The sequence below is a fragment of the Mycolicibacter sinensis genome (assembly GCF_001667375.1).
Lineage (GTDB): Bacteria > Actinomycetota > Actinomycetes > Mycobacteriales > Mycobacteriaceae > Mycobacterium > Mycobacterium sinense_A.
In genome coordinates this window covers 1-20,618 of the sequence record NZ_LZIN01000017.1, presented here as the reverse complement: position 1 = coordinate 20,618, position 20,618 = coordinate 1, and the positions used below count along the sequence as shown (strand labels likewise).

Genomic DNA, 20,618 nt, shown 5'->3' with positions numbered 1-20,618 from the left:
ATGTCTGTTTAGAGGTTCCGTTATGACGACTGCTACTTCCTTTTCCGACGACCAGGCGCGCCGCGTTGCCGAGCTGGCCGCCACCGACGCCCAATTCGCCGCCGCGCAGCCCGACCAGGCCGTCGCCGATGCCGCCGCCCAGCCCGGTCTGGGGCTGCCGCAGCTGGTGCAGACCGTGCTGACCGGATACGCCGACCGGCCCGCGCTGGGTCAGCGTGCCGTCGACTACGTCGCCGACCCGGCGACCGGCCGCACCGTCGCGCAGTTGCTGCCCAGCTACGACACCATCACCTACGCCGAGCTGGCCGAGCGGGTCCGCGCCCTGGCCGCCGCGCTGCTCGCCGCGGCCGTCCGGCCCGGAGACCGGGTCGCGGTGCTGGGCTTCACCAGCGTCGACTACACCGTCATCGACGTGGCGCTGGGCCAGATCGGTGCGGTCTCGGTGCCGCTGCAGACCTCTGCGGCGGTCAGCACCCTGACCCCGATCGTGGCCGAGACCGAGCCACGCGTCATCGCCGCCAGCGTCGACTCGCTGGCCGACGCGGTCACGCTGGTGGCCGCCGGCCCCGCCCCCACCCGCCTGGTGGTCTTCGACTACCACGAGCAGGTCGACGACCACCGCGACGCGCTGGCCGACGCCCGCGCCGCCCTGGCCGGCGCCGAGGTCGTCGTCGAGTCGCTGGCCGAGATGCTCAGCCGCGGTCGGGCGTTGCCGCCGGCCGGCCTGCCCGCCCGGGACGCCGGCGAGGACAGCGACCCGCTGGCCCTGCTGGTCTACACCTCCGGCAGCACCGGTGCGCCCAAGGGGGCGATGTACCCGCAGAGCAACGTGGAGCGGATGTGGGTGCGGTCGGCCAAGAACTGGTTCGGCCCGAGCGCCGCGTCGATCACGCTGAACTTCATGCCGATGAGCCACATCATGGGCCGCGGCATCCTCTACGGCACCCTCGGTAACGGCGGTACCGCATACTTCAGCGCCCGCAGTGACCTGTCCACCTTCTTGGAGGACCTCGCACTGGTGCGGCCCACCGAGATGAACTTCGTGCCCCGGATCTGGGAGATGCTCTACCAGCACTTCCAGAGTGAGCTCGACTCCTCCGCCGGCGACCCGGCCGCCGAGGCGGAGGTGCTCGCGCGGATGCGCCGCGACCTGCTCGGCGGACGCTGCATCTTCGCGATGACCGGTTCCGCGCCGATCTCCGAAGAACTGCACACCTGGGTCGAGGATCTCACCGGGCAGCACGTGCTGAACGGCTACGGCTCGACCGAAGCCGGTATGGTGCTCTTCGACGGCGTCGTGCAGCGGCCCCCGGTGCTGGACTACAAGCTGGTCGACGTGCCCGACCTGGGCTACTTCGGCACCGACAAGCCGCACCCGCGCGGTGAGCTGCTGCTCAAGAGCGAGAACCTGTTCCCCGGTTACTACAAGCGCCCCGAGATCACCGCCGAGGTGTTCGACGCCGACGGCTACTACCGTACCGGCGACGTGGTTGCCGAGATCGGCCCCGACCAGCTGGTCTACGTCGACCGGCGCAACAACGTGCTCAAGCTGGCCCAGGGCGAGTTCGTCACCCTGGCCAGGCTGGAGGCCGAGTTCGGCACCAGCCCGCTGGTGCGCCAGATCTACGTCTACGGCAACAGCGCGCAGCCCTACCTGTTGGCCGTGGTGGTGCCCACTGAGGACGCCGTGGCCCGCTTCGATGCCGCCGGCCTCAAGCCGGCGATCGCCGAGTCGCTTCAGCAGGTGGCCCGCGACGCCGGCCTGCAGTCCTACGAGGTGCCGCGCGACTTCATCGTCGAGACCGAACCCTTCACCTTGGAGAACGGCCTGCTCACCGGCATCCGCAAGCTGGCCTGGCCAAAACTGAAGGCGCACTACGGTGCCCGGCTCGAACGGCTCTACACCGAGCTGGCCGAGGGCCAGGCCAATGAGCTGAGCGAACTGCGCGCGCACGGGGCTGATCGCCCGGCGCTGGAGACCGTCAGCCGGGCCGCGGCCGCGCTGCTGGGCGCCTCGACCGCCGATTTGGCCCCCGATACCCACTTCACCGATCTGGGCGGCGACTCGCTGTCGGCGCTGACCTTCGGCAATCTGCTGCGCGACATCTTCGATGTCGATGTTCCGGTAGGCGTGATCGTCAGCCCGGCAAGTGATCTGGCGTCGCTGGCCGCCTACGTCGAGGACCAGCGGAGTGGATCGAAACGGCCGACGTTCGCCTCGGTGCACGGTCGGGATGCCGTCGAGGTGGCTGCCGCCGACCTGACTTTGGACAAGTTCCTCGACGAGGCCACTCTGGCGGCGGCACCGTCATTGCCCGGTCCCTCCGAACAGGTGCGCAACGTCCTGCTGACCGGCGCGACCGGCTTCCTGGGTCGCTATCTGGCCCTCGAGTGGCTGGAGCGGCTGGCCCCGGTGGACGGCAAGCTGATCTGCCTGGTGCGGGCGAAGTCCGACGCCGATGCCCGCCGCCGCCTCGACGCAGTCTTCGACAGCGGCGACGCGAAGCTGCTGGCCCGCTACACCGAGCTGGCGGCCACGCACCTGGAAGTCATCGCCGGCGACAAGGGAGAGGCGAATCTCGGCCTGGAGCAAGACGTTTGGCAGCGGCTGGCCGACACCGTCGACGTGATCGTCGACCCGGCAGCGCTGGTCAACCACGTGCTGCCCTACAGCGAGCTGTTCGGACCGAATGCCGTCGGTACCGCCGAGCTGATCCGGGTCGCGCTGACCGGCAAGATCAAGCCGTTCACCTACTTCTCCACCATCGGTGTCGGTGACCAGATCCCGCTAGGCAAGTTCACCGAGGACGCCGACGTGCGGGTGATGAGCCCGGTGCGGGCGATCAACGACGGCTACGCCAACGGTTACGGCAACAGCAAGTGGGCCGGTGAGGTGCTGCTGCGCGAGGCCAACGACCTGTGCGGCCTGCCGGTCGCGGTGTTCCGGTGCGACATGATCCTGGCCGACACCAGCTACGCCGGCCAGCTCAACCTGCCGGACATGTTCACCCGGATGATGTTCAGCCTGGTCGCCTCCGGTGTCGCGCCCGGTTCGTTCTACGAGCTGGACGTCGACGGTAACCGCCAGCGCGCCCACTACGACGGGCTGCCGGTGGAGTTCATCGCCGAGGCATCCACCACCTTGGGCGCCGCTGCCGGTCACGGGTTCGCCACCTACCACGTGATGAACCCCTACGACGACGGCCTGGGCATGGACGAGTTCGTCGACTGGCTGATCGAGGCCGGCTACCCGATTCAGCGGATCGCCGACTACAGCGACTGGCTGCAGCGGTTCGAGACCACCCTGCGGGCACTGCCGGAGCGGCAGCGACAGGCGTCCCTGCTGCCTTTGCTGCACAACTACCAGAAGCCGCAGCCGCCGATCTGCGGATCGATCGCACCCACCGATCGGTTCCGGGCGGCGGTGCAGGAAGCCGGCATCGGCGCCGGGAACGACATCCCGCACGTCACGCCGGCGGTGATCGTCAAGTACATCGCCGATCTGCAGCTGCTCGGGTTGCTGTAATTCGGAGCGTTGACTCTGCGTGTACCAGGCAAAAGTTCGAGTGCGAACCCTGGTGTACGCAGAGTCAACGTGTTTGGATTCCGTTTGACGGCCCCGGATTTCGGTGCCACCATGGATTGTGTCGACATCCCCGCATGTCTTGGCCGGAAGGAGGTGAGGGCTACGTGAGTCCCAGTGACGGGCCGTATCCGTGTCCATTCCGTCTGTCCCTCACCGGCCCCGGCGTCTCCGCCGCGGCCTGAACCGCGAATTCCGCCGACCCGGATGGGTCAGGTCGGGCATCCCGGCAGGAGAAAATTATGACTTTTGTTGTCACCCAACGTATTTCGACGACGCACGGCTCGGTTGTCCGTCAGGCCGGTCGCCGCATGGCCAGCTGGCTGCGACTCTTGGGTGCTCGGCTGGAGATGAGCCCGCAACAGCGCGCCGAGCGCTACGTGGCGCACATGCCGACTGCCGTGCTGGGCGCCTGCTAGAACTGCGCAACCACGGCGACCCGCTTCGCCCGGCTCCGCCGTGCTTGCGATCGCCGTTAGGCCTGGACGACGATCGGGTCACCCAGGTGCACGGTGTCGAAGTACCACGCCGCGTTGTCGGGGCTGAGGTTGATACAGCCGTGGCTGACGTTCGAATACCCCTGCGAGTCCACCGACCACGGCGCCGAATGCACATACACCCCGCCCCAGGTCACCCGGACCGCGTACTCGCCGTTGAGCAGGTAGCCCTCGGGGTCGTTGAGCGGAATGCCGATGGTGCGCGAATCGAACTTGATCTTGCGCTCCTTCGACAATGCGGTGAATGAGCCGATCGGGGTGGGGCGCTTGGGCTTACCCATCGATGCCGGCATCACCCGCAGAGTCTCGCCGTTGACGCTGACGGTGAAGGTGTGGTCGGAGATGTCGGCGACCCCCAGCACCGCGTCACCGGTCTCGAACCCCGTCGACATGCCGTGGGCTTCCACGCTGATCGTGCTGTGCGGTGACCAGTAGCCGTCGGGAACCCACTGCACGACATCGTCGCTGACCCATTCGAAGTGGCCGGCGGAGTTTCCCGATGAGGCGATGTGGATGCCTCGCTCAGCACCCGCCCGGTCACCGACCGCCCCGGCGAACCGCACGATCACCGGGTAGGCCACCCCCACCACCGCACCGTCGGCCGGCTCGATCGCCGCGACGGCGAACCCCGGCGCCGGTGCCGGCTGCGCCGCCTGGCCGATACCGGTCGACGCCCCCATCAACAAAGCCACCGACCCGGCGATCGCCATAATTCCCCGCCACACGCTGTACATGGCATCCATTGTGCCAAGCGCCAGGGTGCGGCGCAGATTTAGCGATTCTCCGCCGGTGCCAGCAGGCTGCCCCAGGCCGCCTTGGTCCCGGATTCGCCGATGGTGTGGATCGCGAACATCGACCCGCCGGCCAGCGCGATCACCACCACGACGATCCCCAACCGCAGCACCGGCGCCACCGCGCCCCCGCGGGAGAGGGCCACGTCCAGACCGGCCAGCAGCGCCGCCGCGACAGCCAGCCCCAACGCCATGTAGAGGCCGTACTCGCCGGCGGCCATGTGCCTGTCGAGGTCGGGCGACCCGCCGATCTTGCCGGTGTCGGCCAGCCATTCGCCGGCGTTGACCGTCGCCGGGGTGATCAGCAGCGTCAGGCCGGCCAGTGCCGCCACCAGCCAGACCAGCCGCCGGCGCGCCGCCGGCCATACCGCGCACAGGATGAGCAGGAGCGCGGTCAATGGCACCAGCACCACCACGAAGTGCAGCAGCAGGACATGTGCGGGCAGCCCGGCGATAGTCGTCATCTGTGTCCTCTCGATTCGGCCGTTTCCAGCGCGGATCAGGCGTTGCTGTAAGCGTGCGCGGCCGCCGACTCCGACAGTGGCTCGTAGCGGGCGAACCCGCGGGTGAACGAGCCGGCGCCGTGTGTCAGCGAACGCAGGTCGACCGCGTACCGGATCAGCTCGGTCTGGGGCACTTCGGCTTTCACCAGTGTGCGGTCCGCACCGACTTTATCGGTGCCAACCACGCGGGCGCGGCGGGCCGACAGATCGCCCATCACCGCACCGACCAGGTCGTCGGGCACCAGCACCGTGACGTCGTCGATCGGCTCGAGCAGCCGCACCCGGCCGGCTGTCGCCGCGTCGCGCAGCGCCGCCGCCCCTGCCATCTGGAACGCGAAATCCGACGAATCGACGCTGTGCGCCTTGCCGTCGAGCAGGGTGACCCGGATGTCGACCACCGGGTAGCCCTCCTCGCCGGCCTCGCCGGTCAGACCGCGCTCCATCTGCGCACGCACGCCCTTCTCCACGCTGGGGACGAATTGGCGCGGCACCGAGCCGCCGACCACGCGGCTGACGAAGTCGAAACCGGAACCCTGCGCCAGCGGTTCGACCTCGATATCGCAGACCGCGTACTGGCCGTGCCCGCCGGACTGCTTGACGTGCCGGCCGTGTCCTATGGCTTTGGTGGCGAAGGTCTCCCGCAGCGCCACCCGCAGTGCGACGGTGTCCACCGCGACTGCGTAGCGGTTGGCCAAACTGTCGAGCACGATGCCCGAATGCGCCTCGCCCATGCACCACAGCACCGTCTGGTGCGTCTCCGGGTTCTGTTCGATCCGCAGGGCCGGGTCTTCGGCAGCCAGCCGCGCCAACCCGACCGACAACTTGTCGTCATCGGTTTTGGCGTGGGGTTGCACGGCGATCGGGAGCAGCGGGTCGGGCATGGTCCACGGCTTGAGCACCAGCGGCTCCGATTTGTCCGACAGCGTATCGCCGGTCTCGGCCCGGCTGAGCCGGCCGATGGCACAGATGTCGCCGGCCACCACGACCGGCGCCGGCCGCTGCTGCTTGCCGAGCGGGAACGACAGCGCGCCGATGCGTTCGTCCTCGTCGTGGTCGGCATGGGTGCTCTGTGGGCCGAAGATCGCTGAAAAATGCCCCGACACATGGACGGTCGCGTCGGGGCGCAGGGTTCCGGCGAAGACCCGGACCAGACTGATCCGGCCGACGTAGGGGTCTGAGGTCGTCTTGACCACCTCCGCCAGCAGCGGTTCGGCGCAGTCGCAGCGCAGGCCATTGTGTGGTGCGCCCTGCGGGGTGAAGACCTCCGGCAGCGGGTGTTCCAGCGGTGACGGGAAGCCGCTGGTGGCGACGTCCAGCAGTTCGGTCAGGCCGACCCCGGTGGTGCTGCATGCCGGGATCACCGGGAAGAACGAGCCTCGGGCGACGGCCTTTTCCAGATCATCGATCAGTGCTGCGCGGTCGATCTGTTCCCCGCCCAGGTAACGCTCCATCAGCGACTCGTCTTCGGACTCTTCGATGATGCCCTCGATCAGGGCACCACGCTGCTCCTCGACCGCCTCGGCGTGCGCCGCATCCGGGGCCAGCAGCCCGATCAGTGCGTCGCCGTCCGGAAGATACAGCGGTAATACCTTGTCGCCGAACGCGGTTCGGGCGGCGGCCAGCACCTGCGGATAGTTCGCCCGGGCGTGGTCCAGTTTCGTGACGACCACCGCACGGGGCATGCCGACCTGATCGCACTCCTGCCACAACGATTTGGTCGGTTCGTCGATCGTCTCGTTCGCGGCGATGACGAACAGGGCGCAGTCCGCGGCGCGCAATCCGGCCCGCAGTTCACCGACGAAGTCGGCGTACCCCGGGGTGTCGATCAGGTTGACCTTGATGCCGGCGTGCGGCAGGGAGGCCAGCGCCAGTCCCACCGACCGCTGCTGGCGGATCTCGGCGTCGTCGTAGTCACAGACCGTGTTGCCGCCGGCCACCGATCCGGGCCGAGCCAGCACCCCGGCCGCGACCAGCAACGCATCGATCAGAGTGGTCTTTCCGGCGCCGGATGGGCCGACTACCACGACGTTACGGATGGCGGCGGGGGAGTCGGCGGGCGGCGCCGCCCCGTGTCCCGGCGTGGTCGTCTTGTCTGCCATCGGTGCCGCTCCTGGTTTCCGGCATGCTCTCCAATGGCCAGCCTTCCCCGAAAAACCGCCCAGCACAAGGAATAGGGCGAAAACGCGCGAGCGGGTAGGGCCTACCGGCTTCGTTCGCGGGCTGATCGCGCCAATTCCACGGCGGCGGCGCGCAGCTCATCGATCGAATCGATCGGGCGCCGGTAGCCGACCCGGGTGTAGGCCACCCCGCGTTCGGTGACGACCTGGAGATCGAGGCCGTAGCGGTCCGCGCCGGTGCAGGTCGCCTCGGTGGTGTCGGGGTATCCGCCCAGCGCCTGTGCCATCGCCACCAATGCCCCGGCGTGGTCGGCGTTGAGGTGGGCGATGGCGCCGGCCGCCTGCGGGGCGACCGGATCCGGCTGCGCGGCAAGGTAGTCCGTGCCGGTCGCCGAATCCATCCGGCCATACCCGCCCACCCAGCGCACCCGCTGCACCTGAAGCACCCACAGCGAGAAGTCGCTGTAGTCGATGTAGTACCTGCCGGCCGGCACCTGCGCCAGGTAGGCGTCGCGGGCCGCGGCGTAGTCGTCGCCGGCGGGCTGATGAACCGCCCCGGCCAGCGTGACGCGGCCGCTCGCCAGCGGGTCGGCGTGCGCGCCGGACTCCACCACGGCGAGGCTGGCCCGCGGATCGCGGGCCAGGTTGCGGCCGTGTTCGGCCAGCTGCGACACGCACAGCACCGGCGCACCACCCAGCAGCCCGTAGGTGACCAGCGACGCCCACGGATCGCCGTCAGCGGTCAGCGTCGCCAGGGTGGCGGCGTTGGTGGCGGCGGTGATGGTCCGGGCTTCTTCGGCCGCCGACGGCCGGGCGTCGTTCGCCAGGGGCGTCAACGCCGGCGGCACCGAGGGCGCATCGCCCGGGTCGCCGTGATCCCGGTTGGCCATGCCCGGCACAGTACCCGGTCAGGCTCGCCACGATGTCCAGTGTTCGACGGCGATCGTGATCACCGGCCCGGTCAAGGCAACCGTTTGGTACTGCGGATACTTCGCGCGCAGGCTCTCGTAGCCGGTAGCCATCGCCGCGCCGTCGTGGTGGACCGTTGCCGTCCCGTCGGCCCGCACCCACCACAGCCGGGACCAGTCGTCGTCGTACTGGTCCACCAAGACGCTGACCCGCGCATTGTGCTCGATGTTTTTCAGGCGGCGCAGCCGCCTGGTGGTCTTGGGTTTGGCATCCACGGCGGTGTAAATCACGTCGTCGAACAGGGTGAACACCACCGGCACCAGGTGCGGGGAGCCGTCGGGCGCCACGGTCGCCAGCCGCGCCACCCGGGCCCGCGCAAACCGGGCCTGCGGGTCGAGACCGCCCATCCCGCCAGCCTACGGCCATCGCTTGGAGCCAGTACCGGTGGTTCCGCTAAGCTTGTTGTGTTTGTTTCGCTAACGCGGCATGAGCGGCGCGCGGGGATTTGGCGGGGCGCCTGCACCTGACCCTCAGGAGGTAACTCAATGAGCGGATCGCATCGCCCTAGCCGGTGGTGGCTGCTCAGCGTGACAGCGATGGTGGCCGGACTCGGGCTGGCCACGGCGCCGGTTCAGGCGGCGCCGTCGCTGCCCAAGCCCCCGCTCGACCCGTCGGCGGCGGTCGCTCAGGTTGGTCCCGCGGTGGTCAACATCGACACCCAGATGGGTTACCAGAGCGCGGTCGGGGCCGGAACCGGCATCGTCTTGGATCCGAATGGCATTGTGCTGACCAACAACCACGTCATCGCCGGGGCCACCGGGCTGACGGCGGTTTCGGTCGGCAACGGCCAGAGCTACGAGGTCGACGTGCTCGGCTTCGACCGCAGCCACGACGTGGCGGTGCTGCAGCTGCGGGGGGCCTCGGGCCTGCAAGCGGCCAACATCGGCGACTCGTCGCGGGTCGCCGTGGGTGACCCGGTGGTCGCGATGGGCAACGCCGGCGGTCAGGGCGGGACGCCGAGTGCGGTGCCCGGCAACGTCATCGGTCTCAACCAAACGGTGTCGGCCGCTGACGAGCTGACCGGCACCACCGAGACGCTGAGCAACATGATCAAGGCCGACACCGCGATCCGCCCCGGCGACTCGGGCGGTCCGATGGTCAACGCGGCCGGCCAGGTGATCGGGATGAACACCGCGGCCAGCGACAACTACAAATTCGCCCAGCCCGGCGGCGAAGGCTACGCGATCCCGATCAACCAGGCGATGGCCATCGCCAACCAGATCCGGGCCGGCGTCTCCTCGGCCACCGTGCACATCGGCGAGACGGCATTCATGGGTGTCGGCGTGGTGGACAACGGCGGGGCGCGGGTCGCACAGGTGCTCGACGGCACCCCGGCCGCCGCCAGCGGGATCGCCAAGGACGACATCATCACCTCGGTCAACGGCCGGCCGGTGAACTCGCCCACCGATCTCACCGACGTGCTCGACCAGCAACACCCGGGCGACACCGTCAGGCTGACCTGGCGTACCCCGATGGGCAGCGAGCACAGCGCCGAGGTGACCCTGGTGCCGGGCCCGGTCGGCTGAGCTAGGTAACGACATCCGTACCAGGCGCGCGTGATACGTCGGTACTACGACAGCGAAACCAAGCTGTCCTGGGTGCTTGCCGCCCTGGCCGGCGTGCTGGCGGCCACCGCATACACCCATTCCGAGGGCTACTTCGTCACGTTCATGACCGGCAACGCCGGGCGTGCGGTGCTCGGGGTGTTCGACGGTAACGAGTGGCTGTCGATCTCAGCCGCGGCACTGTTGTTCGCCTTCCTGGCGGGCGTGGTGATCGCGTCGCTGTGCCGGCGCCGGGTCTGGCCTGCCCATCCGCACGGCGCGCTGCTGCTGACCGCGGCCGCGCTGCTGACGGCGACCCTGGTCGACTGGATCGTGGAGGGCGGGCCGACGCTGCCGCTGCCGCTGCTGCCGATCCTGCTGGTCGCGTTCGGAGTCGGCGCGCTGAACACCACCTTCGTGCGCGACGGCGAAGTGTCGACACCGTTGAGCTATGTCACCGGCACCGTGGTGAAACTGGGCCAGGGCATCGAACGTCACCTCAGTGGCGGAACCGTCCACGACTGGCTCGGGCACTTCATGCTCTTTTCCGGTTATGTCTCCGGGGCGATCGTCGGCGGTGTCATCAGCCTGGTGGCCGGCGGCACCTGGATGCTGGGTATCGCCACGGTCGTCTGCGTGCTGGCCACCGGCTACACCTACCGCTACGTCGACCGCCGCGGGGTGTGGGAGTAAATCGGGCGCGCAAACGCCGAGACCGACGTCTCGCAGACCCGCTCTCGGGCTTCTTCTGCAAAACGTCGGTCTCGGGTGATCAGATCCGGTCGATCAGGTCGGGTCGACGCCCACCCCCAGCACTCGCTGGATGTCGGGCTTCATCGCGACCAGCTGCTCGTTCCAGTACGGCCAGTCGTGCGTCCCGTTGGGCGGGAAGTTGAACACGCCGTTGTTGCCGCCGGCGGCCAGGTAGTTCTGCTGGAAGGTCTGGTTGGTGCGCAGCGTCAGGCTCTCCAGGAACTTGGCCGGCATATTGTTGCCGCCCAGGTCGCTGGGCGTCCCGTTGCCGCAGTAGACCCAGATGCGGGTGCGGTTGGCCACCAGCCGCGGAATCTGCAGCATCGCGTCGTTACGCTTCCAAGCCGGGTCGGACGACGGGCCCCACATGCTGTTGGCGTTGTAACCGCCGGCGTCGTTCATGGCCAGCCCGATCAACGTCGGCCACCAACCCTCCGAGGGGTTGAGGAATCCGGAAAGCGCTGCGGCGTAGGGGAACTGCTGCGGGTAGTAGGCGGCCAGGATCAGCGCCGAACCACCTGCCATCGACAGCCCCACCACGGCGTTGCCGTTGGGCGAGACACTCTTGTTGGCCTGCATCCAGGCGGGCATCTCCCGAGTCAGGAAGGTCTCCCACTTGTATGTGTAGTTCTGCCCGTTGCCCTGCGACGGCTGGTACCAGTCGGAGTAGAAGCTGGACTGTCCGCCCACCGGCATGATCACCGACAGGCCCGAGCCGTAGTACTCCTCGAACGCCGGGGTGTTGATGTCCCAGCCGTTGAAGTCGTCCTGGGCGCGCAGCCCGTCCAGCAGGTAGACCGCGTGCGCGCCGCCCGGCTGGAACTGCACTTTGATGTCACGGCCCATCGACGCCGAGGGCACCTGCAGGTACTCCACCGGAAGTCCCGGGCGGGAGAACGCGGACGCGTCGCCCGAGCCGCCGGTAACTCCGACGAGACCGGCCAGCAACGCGGCCCCCACCGCCGCGACTCCCAGCCGGCGCGGTAGCCGACTGGCCGCGTGACGCAACTTCTCTACGCTCTTCATAGCTTGTTTCCCATCCCAATGGTCGCTCCGCAAACTGCGGAATGATGCCTGGTTTTGTCCTACTGCGGGAAGTCAAACACGCTGCCCGGCCGTGTCCTGTTCGCCGCCACGGGTTTTCATATCGCGGTTCGGCAACGATTGAGATTCGGCGCGGACTCGCTCCCCGCCGAGCCGCTAGCCGGGTGGGCCTATAGTCGACGTAATCATCGACGCAAGGAGCAGGTCATGGGGCCGACTGCGCCGCGACCGTTGTCCGGGGTGCGCGTCATCGAGATCGCCAGTTTCGTCGCCGTACCGCTGGCCGGAATGACGCTGGCACAGCTGGGCGCCGACGTGGTGCGGGTCGACCCGGTCGGCGGGGCGGCCGACTACCGCCGCTGGCCGGTCACCGAAGACGGCACGTCCATTTACTGGACCGGGCTCAACAAGGGCAAACGTTCGGTGGTCGCCGACCTGCGCGCGCCGGAAGGGCAGCACCTGGTGCAGCGCCTGATCGTCGAAAGCGGTGTGGTGCTGACGAATATGGCGGGCCGGCATTGGCTTTCGTTCGACACCCTGGTGTCCGAACGTCCCGACCTGATCCACCTCGAGGTGCTCGGACGCGCCGACGGCTCGACGGCCGTCGACTACACCGTGAACGCGGCGACCGGCTTTCCGCTGGTGACCGGCCCGGCGGCCTACGGCGCACCGATCAACCACGTGCTGCCGGCGTGGGATATCGCCTGCGGGCTGCACGGCGCACTGGCGGTGGTCGCCGCGCTGCACCGCCGGGACCGCACCGGCGAGGGCTGCCGGATCCGGCTGGCGCTGGAGGATGTCGCGTTGGGCACCGCCAGTGCGCTGGGTTTTCTCACCGAGGCGATGGTCAACGGCACCCGACGGGAGCGCATCGGCAACGCGCTCTACGGCCAGTACGGCCAGACCTTCACCGGCAGCGACGGGGCGTCCTTCATGGTCGTCACGCTGACCGACCGGCACTTCCGGGACCTTACCGAGCTGACCGGAACCACGAAAGTCATTGCCGCACTGGCCCAGGCGCGCGACATCGACTTCACCGATGAGGGCCAGCGCTTTCGGCACCGCGAAGTGCTGACCGGGCTTTTCAACGGCTGGTTCGCCGAGCGGACCGGCCCGCAGATCGAAGCGGCTCTGGGCGGCACCTCGCTGCTGTGGGACCGCTACCGCAGCTTCGCCGAGGTGGCCACCGACGAGCGGCTGCGCGACAACGCGATGTTCACGGCGCTGCATCAGCCCCGGGTCGGGGACTACCTGGCGGCCGGGCTACCGGCGTCCCTCGACGGCGCCCACCCGCCCGCGGTGGCGGCACCGGAGCTGGGTGCCGATACCGGCCAGGTGCTGGCCGAGCTGGGAATGACCATCGACGATATCGACCGACTGCGCCAAAACGGCACGGTAGCAACGGATTAAGTAAGGAGTGACAGCAGGTGCGTACCTTCCGATCGATCGAGGAGCTCGCCGCATGCCAGGGCGAGCCGATCGGCCAGAGCGACTGGGTGACCATCACCCAGGACGCCGTCAACCTGTTCGCCGACGCGACCGGTGACCACCAGTGGATTCACGTCGACCCCGAGCGGGCCGCCGGCGGGCCGTTCGGGACCACGATCGCGCACGGGTATATGACGCTGGCCATGCTGCCGCAGCTGATGCACCAGATGTACCGCCTGGAGGGCGTCAAGCTGGCGATCAACTACGGACTGAACAAGGTGCGCTTCCCCGCGCCGGTGCCGGTCGGCTCCAAGGTCCGGGCCCAGACCTCCGTCGTCGAGGTGACCGACGCCGGCGGTGGCGCCCATCAGGTGACCTTGTCGACCACGGTGTCCATCGAGGGCGGTACCAAGCCGGCGTGCGTCGCCGAGAGCGTGGTGCGCTACATGCTCTGATTCGGACCGCTCCTGGCGTCCCGGCCGCCGGGCCGCGAGGAGAAGTGCCGCGCGACGATCGCCGCGATCTGCAGGAAGCGACGGCGGGTGACCGGCGCCATCTCGCTGGTCAGGTCGATCACCCCGCCGGGCCGCAGGTGCGGGTCGAAGGGCACCTCGACCACCGCCTGACCGTGTTGGACGAACTGCGCGGTCAGCGCCGAGCGAGTCCGTTTGTCGGCGTGGCCGTCGGAGTCGTTGAGCACCACCACGCTGCGCTGGAGCAGACCGCCCTGGCCGCGGTCGGCCAGCCACTCCATGGTCTTGGCGGCCGCGCCGGCCCCGTCCGCCCACGGCGAGGACACCACGATCAGCGCGTCCAGGTCGCGTAGCGCCTCCTGGGTGACCGGCGAGTCCATCGTCGAACCGCAGTCGATGATCGAGATGGTGAAGTGCCGGTCCAGGCGCAGCGCCGCCTCCCGGTACAGCGCCGCGTCGAGGGTTCGGCGCCCACCCGCGGCCGGCTCGCCGATCAGCACGTACAGTCCCGCGGCGTTGGCGCCCACCCGGCTGCTGATGTCGGCGAACGACTGCATGCTCTGATCGGCGGCCAGGTCCCAGTAGGAGCTGGTGGCGCGCGGGTCGATGCGGCTACCGAGCCGGCCGAAGGCGGTGTCGGCATCGACGGCCACCACGTGGTCGGCCCGGCGCAGCGCGGCGAACACCGAACCGACGCTGGCCGCCACCGTCGTCTTGCCCACGCCGCCTTTGCCCAGGACGCCGACCTTGTAACTGCCGTTCGGCATGGACCGGATGGCCGCCTCGTAGGCGGTCTCCTCCCGCTCGGCCGGTGACGGGCCCAGATTGACCAGCCCCAGCGTCGCGGACAACACCACGCGCCGCCAGCCGCGGGCCGGGCGCGGCCGCGGCGGGGGACCCGGAGGCGGGTACGGGTAAGGCGGGTGCTGCTGTGGTGGCGGTGCCCAAGGTTGCTGCTGGTGCTGGTGCGGTGCGGGCCGACTGCGCAGGAAGTCGTCGGGGTTCATAGGCTCCTCGGAGGCATACGGCTGCGGCACGGCCAGCTGGCGCAATTAATCCTGCAGCTTAATCGCGGAGGCGCCGATACCGGGTCAGCACCGGGTCAGCAGTGCTCAACAGTCGTAGTACAGCGCGAACTCGTAGGGGTGCGGGCGCAGGTTGATCGGGGCGATCTCGTGCTCGCGCTTGTAGTTGATCCAGGTTTGGATCAGGTCCGGGGTGAAAACGCCGCCCTCGGTGAGGTATTCGTGGTCGGTTTCGAGGTGGTCGATCACCTGGGACAACTGGGTGGGCGCCTGCGGGATGCCGGCGGCCTCGTCGGGCGGCAGTTCGTAGAGGTCCTTGTCGACCGGGGCGGCCGGCTCGATCTTGTTCTTGACGCCGTCGATGCCGGCCATCAGCATCGCGGCGAAGGCCAGGTAGGGGTTGCCCGAGGAGTCCGGGCAGCGGAACTCCAGCCGCTTGGCCTTCGGGTTGGTGCCGGTGATCGGGATGCGCACGCACGCTGAGCGGTTGCGCTGGCTGTAGACCAGGTTGATCGGCGCCTCGTAGTGCGGCACCAGGCGCTTGTAGGAGTTGATGGTGGGGTTGGTGAACGCCAGCAGCGACGGGGCGTGGTGCAGGATGCCGCCGATGTAGTAGCGGGCGGCGTCCGACAGCCCGGCGTAACCGGCCTCGTCGTAGAACAGCGGTTCGCCGTCCTGCCAGACCGACTGGTGGACGTGCATGCCCGACCCGTTGTCGCCGAAGAGTGGTTTGGGCATGAAGGTGACGGTCTTGCCGTGCGCCCACGCGGTGTTCTTGATGATGTATTTGAACCGCATCAGGTCGTCGGCGGCGTGCAGCAGCGTGTTGAACCGGTAGTTGATCTCGGTCTGGCCGCCGGTGCCGACCTCATGGTGGCCGCGCTCCACCATGAAGCCGGCGTTGGTCAGGTTGGTGGTCATGGCGTCGCGCAGGTCGACGTACTGGTCATTGGGCGCCACCGGGAAGTAGCCGCCCTTGGGCCGGACCTTGTACCCGAGGTTGGGGCTGCCGCCGACTCGGTCGGCGAGCCGGTGTTCCACCAGCCCGAATCGGAGTCCACCTCATAGAAGGTGCTATTCATCTGCGAGTCGAAGTTCACCGAGTCGAAGATGTAGAACTCGGCTTCGGCGCCGAAGTAGGCGGTGTCGGCGATGCCGGTGCTGGCCAGGTAGCTCTCGGCTTTGCGGGCGACGTTGCGCGGGTCGCGCGAATAGGGCTCGCGGGTGAACGGGTCGTGCACAAAGAAGTTCAGATTGAGAGTTTTGGCCGCCCGGAACGGATCGATCCATGCGGTGTCCGGGTCGGGCAGCAGCAGCATGTCCGACTCGTGGATGGACTGGAAGCCGCGGATCGAAGAACCGTCGAAGGCCAATCCATCGGTGAAGATGCTCTCGTCCAGCGCCGATGCCGGGATCGAGAAATGCTGCATCACGCCCGGCAGATCGCAGAACCGAATGTCGACATACTCGACCGACTCTTCGGCGACAAGCGTGAATATATCGGCGGCCATCCTGGTCTCCTTTGCGTGCAGACAGCCAGACGATAGGCAGTCCACATTTCCTGGACATCATCCGGTTATTGCGTCCAGGTAACACAAAACGCGGGTGTGAGCATTTGCTCAGCAGGTGGCACGGCGCCCAGATCCGGGTATATCGTGACGATGCCTGTGCAGAATTTCAGGCGAATCGCCCGTTCAACGTCGCACGGACCAACCCTCGATCGATCGGCTATGCCAGCCGAATTGAGGCCGAAGTGCGAAGGGTCAGGTAGTGATGGCACCCAGCCGGGTGGGGCTCTACAATCCCGCGTTCGAGCACGACGCGTGCGGGGTCGCCATGGTCGTCGACATCCACGGCCGGCGTAGCCGCAGTATCGTCGAGAAGTCGATCACCGCGCTGCTCAACCTCGAACACCGCGGCGCCGCCGGGGCCGAACCGCACAGCGGCGACGGCGCCGGCATCCTCATCCAGGTGCCGGACCGATTCCTGCGTGCGGTCACCGATTTCGAACTGCCCGACGAAGGCGCCTACGCCACCGGTATCGCCTTCCTACCGCAGTCGGCCAAAGACGCGGCGAACGCCTGCGCCTCCGTCGAGAAGATCGTCGAAGCCGAAGGGCTGCAGGTGCTCGGATGGCGTGACGTGCCGATCGACGACTCGTCGTTGGGCGCCCTCGCCCGTGATGCGATGCCGACCTTCCGGCAGCTGTTCATCGGCGGTGCGTCGGGGATGACTTTGGAGCGGCGCGCCTATGTGGTCCGCAAGCGCGCCGAACACGAGCTGGGCAGCAAGGGGCCCGGTCAGGACGGGCCGGGCCGGGAAACGGTCTATTTCCCAAGCCTTTCCGGCCGGACCATGGTGTACAAGGGCATGCTGACCACTCCGCAGCTCAAGGCCTTCTATCCCGATCTGGCCGACGAGCGGCTGCACAGTGCGTTGGGCATCGTGCACTCCCGGTTCTCCACCAACACGTTCCCGTCGTGGCCGTTGGCGCATCCGTTTCGGCGCATCGCGCACAACGGCGAGATCAACACCGTCACCGGCAACGAGAACTGGATGCGGGCCCGCGAGGCGCTGATCCGCACCGACGTCTTCGGCGACGGGAGCGCGGCCGACAAGCTGTTCCCGATCTGCACGCCGGGCGCCTCCGACACGGCCCGATTCGACGAGGTGCTCGAACTGCTGCATCTGGGCGGCCGCAGTCTGCCGCACGCGGTGCTGATGATGATCCCGGAAGCCTGGGAGCGGCACGAGAATATGGACGGGCCTACTCGCGCCTTTTATGAGTACCACGACTCGCTCATGGAGCCCTGGGACGGCCCGGCCTCGATGACGTTCACCGACGGCACACTGGTGGGCGCGGTGCTGGACCGCAACGGCTTGCGGCCGTCGCGGATCTGGGTCACCGACGACGGGCTGGTGGTGATGGCCTCCGAAGCCGGTGTGCTGGAGCTGGATTCGGCCACCGTGGTGCACCGGCAACGGCTGCAGCCCGGCCGGATGTTCCTGGTGGACACCGCAGCCGGCCGGATCATCTCCGACGCCGAGATCAAGTCCACGCTGGCGGCTGAGCGCCCCTACCAGCAGTGGATCGACGAGGCTCTGATCGGAATCGACGAGCTGCCGCCCGGTGACGCTCCGCGCATGGAACGCCATCGGATCCTGTTGCGCCAACTGGTGTTCGGGTACACCTACGAGGAGCTCAACCTGTTGCTGGCCCCGATGGCCCGTACCGGCGCCGAGCCGATCGGGTCGATGGGCACCGACACCCCGGTGGCGGTGCTCTCGGCGCGGCCCCGGCTGCTGTTCGACTACTTCCAGCAGTTGTTCGCCCAGGTCACCAATCCGCCGCTGGACGCCATCCGCGAAGAGGTGGTCACCAGCCTGCAGGGCGCCGTCGGGCCCGAGGGCGACCTGCTCGAGACCGGAGAACCCAGCTGGCGGCAGGTGGTGCTGCCCCAGCCGATCCTGAGCAACGCCGACCTGGCGAAGCTGGTCAAACTGCACCCCGATCAGCAGATCGGGTCCCGGGGGCCGCATGGTCTGTCCACGGCCGTCATCAGCTGCCTGTACCCGGTGGCCGAGGGCGGCGCCGGGCTGCGCGCGGCGCTCAAGCAGGTGTGCGCCCGGGTGTCGGCGGCGATCGACGACGGCGCCAGCTTCATCGTGATCTCCGACCGGGAATCCGACGAGAGGATGGCACCCATCCCGTCGCTGCTGGCCACCTCTGCGGTGCACCACCACCTGGTCGCCGAGCGCACCCGCACCAAGGTGGGCCTGGTGGTGGAGTCGGGCGATGCCCGGGAGGTGCACCACCTGGCGGCGCTGCTGGGCTTCGGCGCCGCGGCCATCAACCCGTATCTGGCCTTCGAGTCCGTCGAGGACATGCTCGATCAGGGTTTGATCGAGGGTCTCGATCGGGAGAAGGCGTTGGCCAACTACGCCAAGGCCGCCGCTAAGGGCGTGCTGAAAGTCATGTCCAAGATGGGTATTTCGACACGCGCCTCCTACACCGGTGCGCAACTGTTCCAACCGGTCGGTGTCTCTCAGGATGTCCTCGACGAATACTTCACCGGCCTGTACTGCCCGATCGGTGGCATCACCCTCGACGACATCGCCGCCGACGTCGCCGCCCGCCACGGGTTGGCCTACCTGGATCGCACCGAGCAGCGCGCCCACCGACAGCTGCCGGTGGGCGGCGAGTACCAGTGGCGTCGCGAGGGGGAGTACCACCTGTTCAACCCCGAGACGGTGTTCAAACTGCAGCACTCGACCCGCACCGGGCAGTACGCCGTCTTCAAGGAGTACACCAAGCTGGTCGATGACCAGAGTGAGCGGCTGGCCACCCTGCGCGGTCTGCTGAAGTTCAAAACCGGGGTACGGCAGCCGGTTCCGATCGACGAGGTGGAACCGGCCACCGAGATCGTCAAACGGTTCGCCACCGGCGCGATGAGTTACGGCTCGATCTCCGCCGAGGCACACGAGACCCTGGCAATCGCGATGAACCGGATCGGCGGCCGGTCCAACTGCGGTGAGGGCGGTGAGCACGCGGACCGCTACCTGCGCGAGCCGAACGGCGACTGGCGGCGCAGCGCGATCAAACAGGTCGCCTCGGCCCGATTCGGGGTCACCAGCGACTACCTGGTCAACTGCACGGACCTGCAGATCAAGATCGCCCAGGGCGCCAAACCCGGTGAGGGCGGCCAACTCCCGGGAAACAAGGTTTACCCCTGGATCGCCGAGGTTCGGCACGCCACTCCCGGCGTCGGGCTGATCTCGCCCCCGCCGCACCACGACATCTACTCCATCGAGGACCTCAAACAGCTGATCCACGACCTGAAGAACGCCAACCCGGACGCCCGCATTCACGTCAAGCTGGTCGCGGAGAATGGCGTCGGGACGGTGGCCGCCGGGGTGTCCAAAGCGCACGCCGATGTGGTGCTGATCTCCGGGCACGACGGCGGCACCGGAGCGGCGCCGCTGACCTCGCTCAAGCACGCCGGTGCGCCGTGGGAACTGGGGCTGGCCGAAACCCAGCAGACGTTGCTGCTCAACGGCCTTCGGGACCGGATCGTGGTGCAGGTGGACGGTCAGCTCAAGACGGGCCGCGACGTGGTGATCGCCGCCCTGCTGGGCGCCGAGGAGTTCGGGTTCGCCACTGCACCGCTGGTGGTGTCGGGTTGCATCATGATGCGGGTCTGTCACCTGGACACCTGCCCGGTCGGGGTCGCCACCCAGAACCCGGAGCTGCGCAGCCGGTTCAACGGCCGGCCCGAGTTCGTCGAGAACTTCTTCTGGTTCATCGCCGAGGAGGTGCGTGAATACCTTGCGGCACTGGGTTTCCGCACCCTCAACGAAGCGGTCGGTCAGGTGAGCACGCTGGACACCGCGTTGGCCCGGGCGCACTGGAAGGCCCACAAGCTCGATCTGGAGCCGGTGCTGCACGAGCCGGAGTCCGCATTCATGAACCAGGACCTGTACTGCAGCTCCGGGCAGGACCACGGGCTGGACAAGGCGCTGGATCAGCAGTTGATCGTGATGAGCCGCGAGGCGCTCGACTCCGGCACTCCAGTCCGGTTCACCTCGGCGATCTCCAACGTCAACCGGACCGTCGGAACCATGCTCGGCCATCAGGTGACCAAAGCTTATGGCGCTCAGGGCCTGCCGGCCGACACCATCGACATCACCTTCACCGGGTCGGCCGGTAACAGCTTCGGGGCCTTCCTGCCACCCGGGATCACCCTGCGGGTGTTCGGTGACGCCAACGATTATGTCGCCAAGGGACTGTCGGGTGGGGGGGGGCCGGTCAGGCGCCCCCCCCCAGCACCCGGCGGTTACGTCGCCGAGGACAACATCATCGGCGGCAACGTGATCCTGTTCGGCGCCACCAC

At 68.1% G+C, this 20,618-nt stretch carries 14 protein-coding genes and 1 pseudogene; 7 read left to right on the top strand and 8 right to left on the bottom strand.

Going from position 1 to position 20,618, the window contains the following annotated elements; translation table 11 throughout:
• The first annotated feature begins 22 nt into the window (after positions 1–22).
• A complete protein-coding gene (gene car, locus A5771_RS03300) occupies positions 23–3,526 on the top strand; it encodes a carboxylic acid reductase (protein ID WP_064853775.1) in 3,504 nt (1,167 codons plus the stop codon).
• A gap of 299 nt (positions 3,527–3,825) precedes the next feature.
• Positions 3,826–4,002, top strand: coding sequence for a hypothetical protein (locus tag A5771_RS23245; protein WP_165606173.1), 177 nt, complete (start codon positions 3,826–3,828; stop codon positions 4,000–4,002).
• Positions 4,003–4,058: 56 nt separating this feature from the next.
• Here the strand turns inward: A5771_RS23245 and A5771_RS03295 are convergent, their stop codons facing one another.
• The 5 genes from A5771_RS03295 to A5771_RS03275 form a co-directional block, all read right to left on the bottom strand.
• Positions 4,059–4,814 carry a L,D-transpeptidase gene (locus tag A5771_RS03295; RefSeq protein WP_082947030.1) on the bottom strand — a complete coding sequence of 252 codons (756 nt, stop codon included), beginning with the start codon at positions 4,812–4,814 and terminating at the stop codon, positions 4,059–4,061.
• A 38-nt stretch (positions 4,815–4,852) separates the two neighbouring features.
• Positions 4,853–5,335 (bottom strand): hypothetical protein, encoded by a 483-nt coding sequence (locus A5771_RS03290; RefSeq protein WP_064853774.1) that lies wholly within the window; start codon positions 5,333–5,335, stop codon positions 4,853–4,855.
• Positions 5,336–5,370: 35 nt separating this feature from the next.
• Positions 5,371–7,473, bottom strand: a complete 2,103-nt coding sequence (locus A5771_RS03285) for an elongation factor G-like protein EF-G2 (protein ID WP_064853773.1) — start codon at positions 7,471–7,473, stop codon at positions 5,371–5,373.
• A gap of 101 nt (positions 7,474–7,574) precedes the next feature.
• Positions 7,575–8,381, bottom strand: coding sequence for a HugZ family protein (locus A5771_RS03280; protein WP_064853785.1), 807 nt, complete (start codon positions 8,379–8,381; stop codon positions 7,575–7,577).
• Between the two features lie 18 nt (positions 8,382–8,399).
• Complete coding sequence (locus tag A5771_RS03275; protein ID WP_064853772.1) at positions 8,400–8,807, bottom strand: TIGR03668 family PPOX class F420-dependent oxidoreductase; 408 nt, start codon at positions 8,805–8,807, stop codon at positions 8,400–8,402.
• 138 nt (positions 8,808–8,945) lie between these two features.
• On the opposite strand from A5771_RS03275, the gene A5771_RS03270 reads away from it, so the two are divergent.
• Both A5771_RS03270 and A5771_RS03265 read left to right on the top strand, forming a co-directional pair.
• A complete protein-coding gene (locus tag A5771_RS03270; protein ID WP_064853771.1) occupies positions 8,946–9,986 on the top strand; it encodes a S1C family serine protease in 1,041 nt (346 codons plus the stop codon).
• A 30-nt stretch (positions 9,987–10,016) separates the two neighbouring features.
• The gene (locus A5771_RS03265; RefSeq protein ID WP_064853770.1) at positions 10,017–10,697 is read left to right on the top strand and encodes a DUF1275 family protein; all 681 of its coding nucleotides are present in this window, start codon (positions 10,017–10,019) and stop codon (positions 10,695–10,697) included.
• Positions 10,698–10,790: 93 nt separating this feature from the next.
• Here the strand turns inward: A5771_RS03265 and ag85C are convergent, their stop codons facing one another.
• Positions 10,791–11,783: a diacylglycerol acyltransferase/mycolyltransferase Ag85C gene (gene ag85C / locus A5771_RS03260; RefSeq protein WP_064853769.1), complete on the bottom strand. Its 993-nt coding sequence runs from the start codon at positions 11,781–11,783 to the stop codon at positions 10,791–10,793.
• Positions 11,784–12,008: 225 nt separating this feature from the next.
• Between ag85C and A5771_RS03255 the strand changes: the two genes are divergently transcribed.
• Together A5771_RS03255 and A5771_RS03250 are read left to right on the top strand one after the other, a co-directional pair.
• Complete coding sequence (locus A5771_RS03255) at positions 12,009–13,211, top strand: CoA transferase (RefSeq protein ID WP_064853768.1); 1,203 nt, start codon at positions 12,009–12,011, stop codon at positions 13,209–13,211.
• A 17-nt stretch (positions 13,212–13,228) separates the two neighbouring features.
• Complete coding sequence (locus tag A5771_RS03250; protein ID WP_064853767.1) at positions 13,229–13,684, top strand: MaoC family dehydratase; 456 nt, start codon at positions 13,229–13,231, stop codon at positions 13,682–13,684.
• Here the strand turns inward: A5771_RS03250 and A5771_RS03245 are convergent.
• Both A5771_RS03245 and glnA read right to left on the bottom strand, forming a co-directional pair.
• Entirely contained in the window at positions 13,672–14,709 is a 1,038-nt protein-coding gene (locus A5771_RS03245) for a MinD/ParA family ATP-binding protein (protein ID WP_082947029.1), read from the bottom strand. The genes A5771_RS03250 and A5771_RS03245 overlap by 13 nt on opposite strands.
• Before the next feature lie 105 nt (positions 14,710–14,814).
• Positions 14,815–16,238: pseudogene (gene glnA, locus A5771_RS03240) on the bottom strand (type I glutamate--ammonia ligase).
• 262 nt (positions 16,239–16,500) lie between these two features.
• Here glnA and gltB point away from each other — a divergent pair.
• A partial coding sequence (gene gltB, locus A5771_RS03235; RefSeq protein ID WP_064853766.1) for a glutamate synthase large subunit occupies positions 16,501–20,618 on the top strand: 4,118 nt, incomplete at its 3' end.

What these genes read in the sequence shown, in the direction of transcription:
- A5771_RS03285 (WP_064853773.1), bottom strand. Translation starts at nt 7,473, where the DNA reads ATGGCAGACAAGACGACCACGCCGGGACACGGGGCGGCGCCGCCCGCC.
- A5771_RS03255 (WP_064853768.1), top strand. Translation starts at nt 12,009, where the DNA reads ATGGGGCCGACTGCGCCGCGACCGTTGTCCGGGGTGCGCGTCATCGAG.
- A5771_RS03280 (WP_064853785.1), bottom strand. Translation starts at nt 8,381, where the DNA reads ATGGCCAACCGGGATCACGGCGACCCGGGCGATGCGCCCTCGGTGCCG.
- A5771_RS03290 (WP_064853774.1), bottom strand. Translation starts at nt 5,335, where the DNA reads ATGACGACTATCGCCGGGCTGCCCGCACATGTCCTGCTGCTGCACTTC.
- A5771_RS03245 (WP_082947029.1), bottom strand. Translation starts at nt 14,709, where the DNA reads ATGAACCCCGACGACTTCCTGCGCAGTCGGCCCGCACCGCACCAGCAC.
- A5771_RS03275 (WP_064853772.1), bottom strand. Translation starts at nt 8,807, where the DNA reads ATGGGCGGTCTCGACCCGCAGGCCCGGTTTGCGCGGGCCCGGGTGGCG.
- car (WP_064853775.1), top strand. Translation starts at nt 23, where the DNA reads ATGACGACTGCTACTTCCTTTTCCGACGACCAGGCGCGCCGCGTTGCC.
- A5771_RS23245 (WP_165606173.1), top strand. Translation starts at nt 3,826, where the DNA reads ATGACTTTTGTTGTCACCCAACGTATTTCGACGACGCACGGCTCGGTT.
- A5771_RS03295 (WP_082947030.1), bottom strand. Translation starts at nt 4,814, where the DNA reads ATGTACAGCGTGTGGCGGGGAATTATGGCGATCGCCGGGTCGGTGGCT.
- ag85C (WP_064853769.1), bottom strand. Translation starts at nt 11,783, where the DNA reads ATGAAGAGCGTAGAGAAGTTGCGTCACGCGGCCAGTCGGCTACCGCGC.
- A5771_RS03270 (WP_064853771.1), top strand. Translation starts at nt 8,946, where the DNA reads ATGAGCGGATCGCATCGCCCTAGCCGGTGGTGGCTGCTCAGCGTGACA.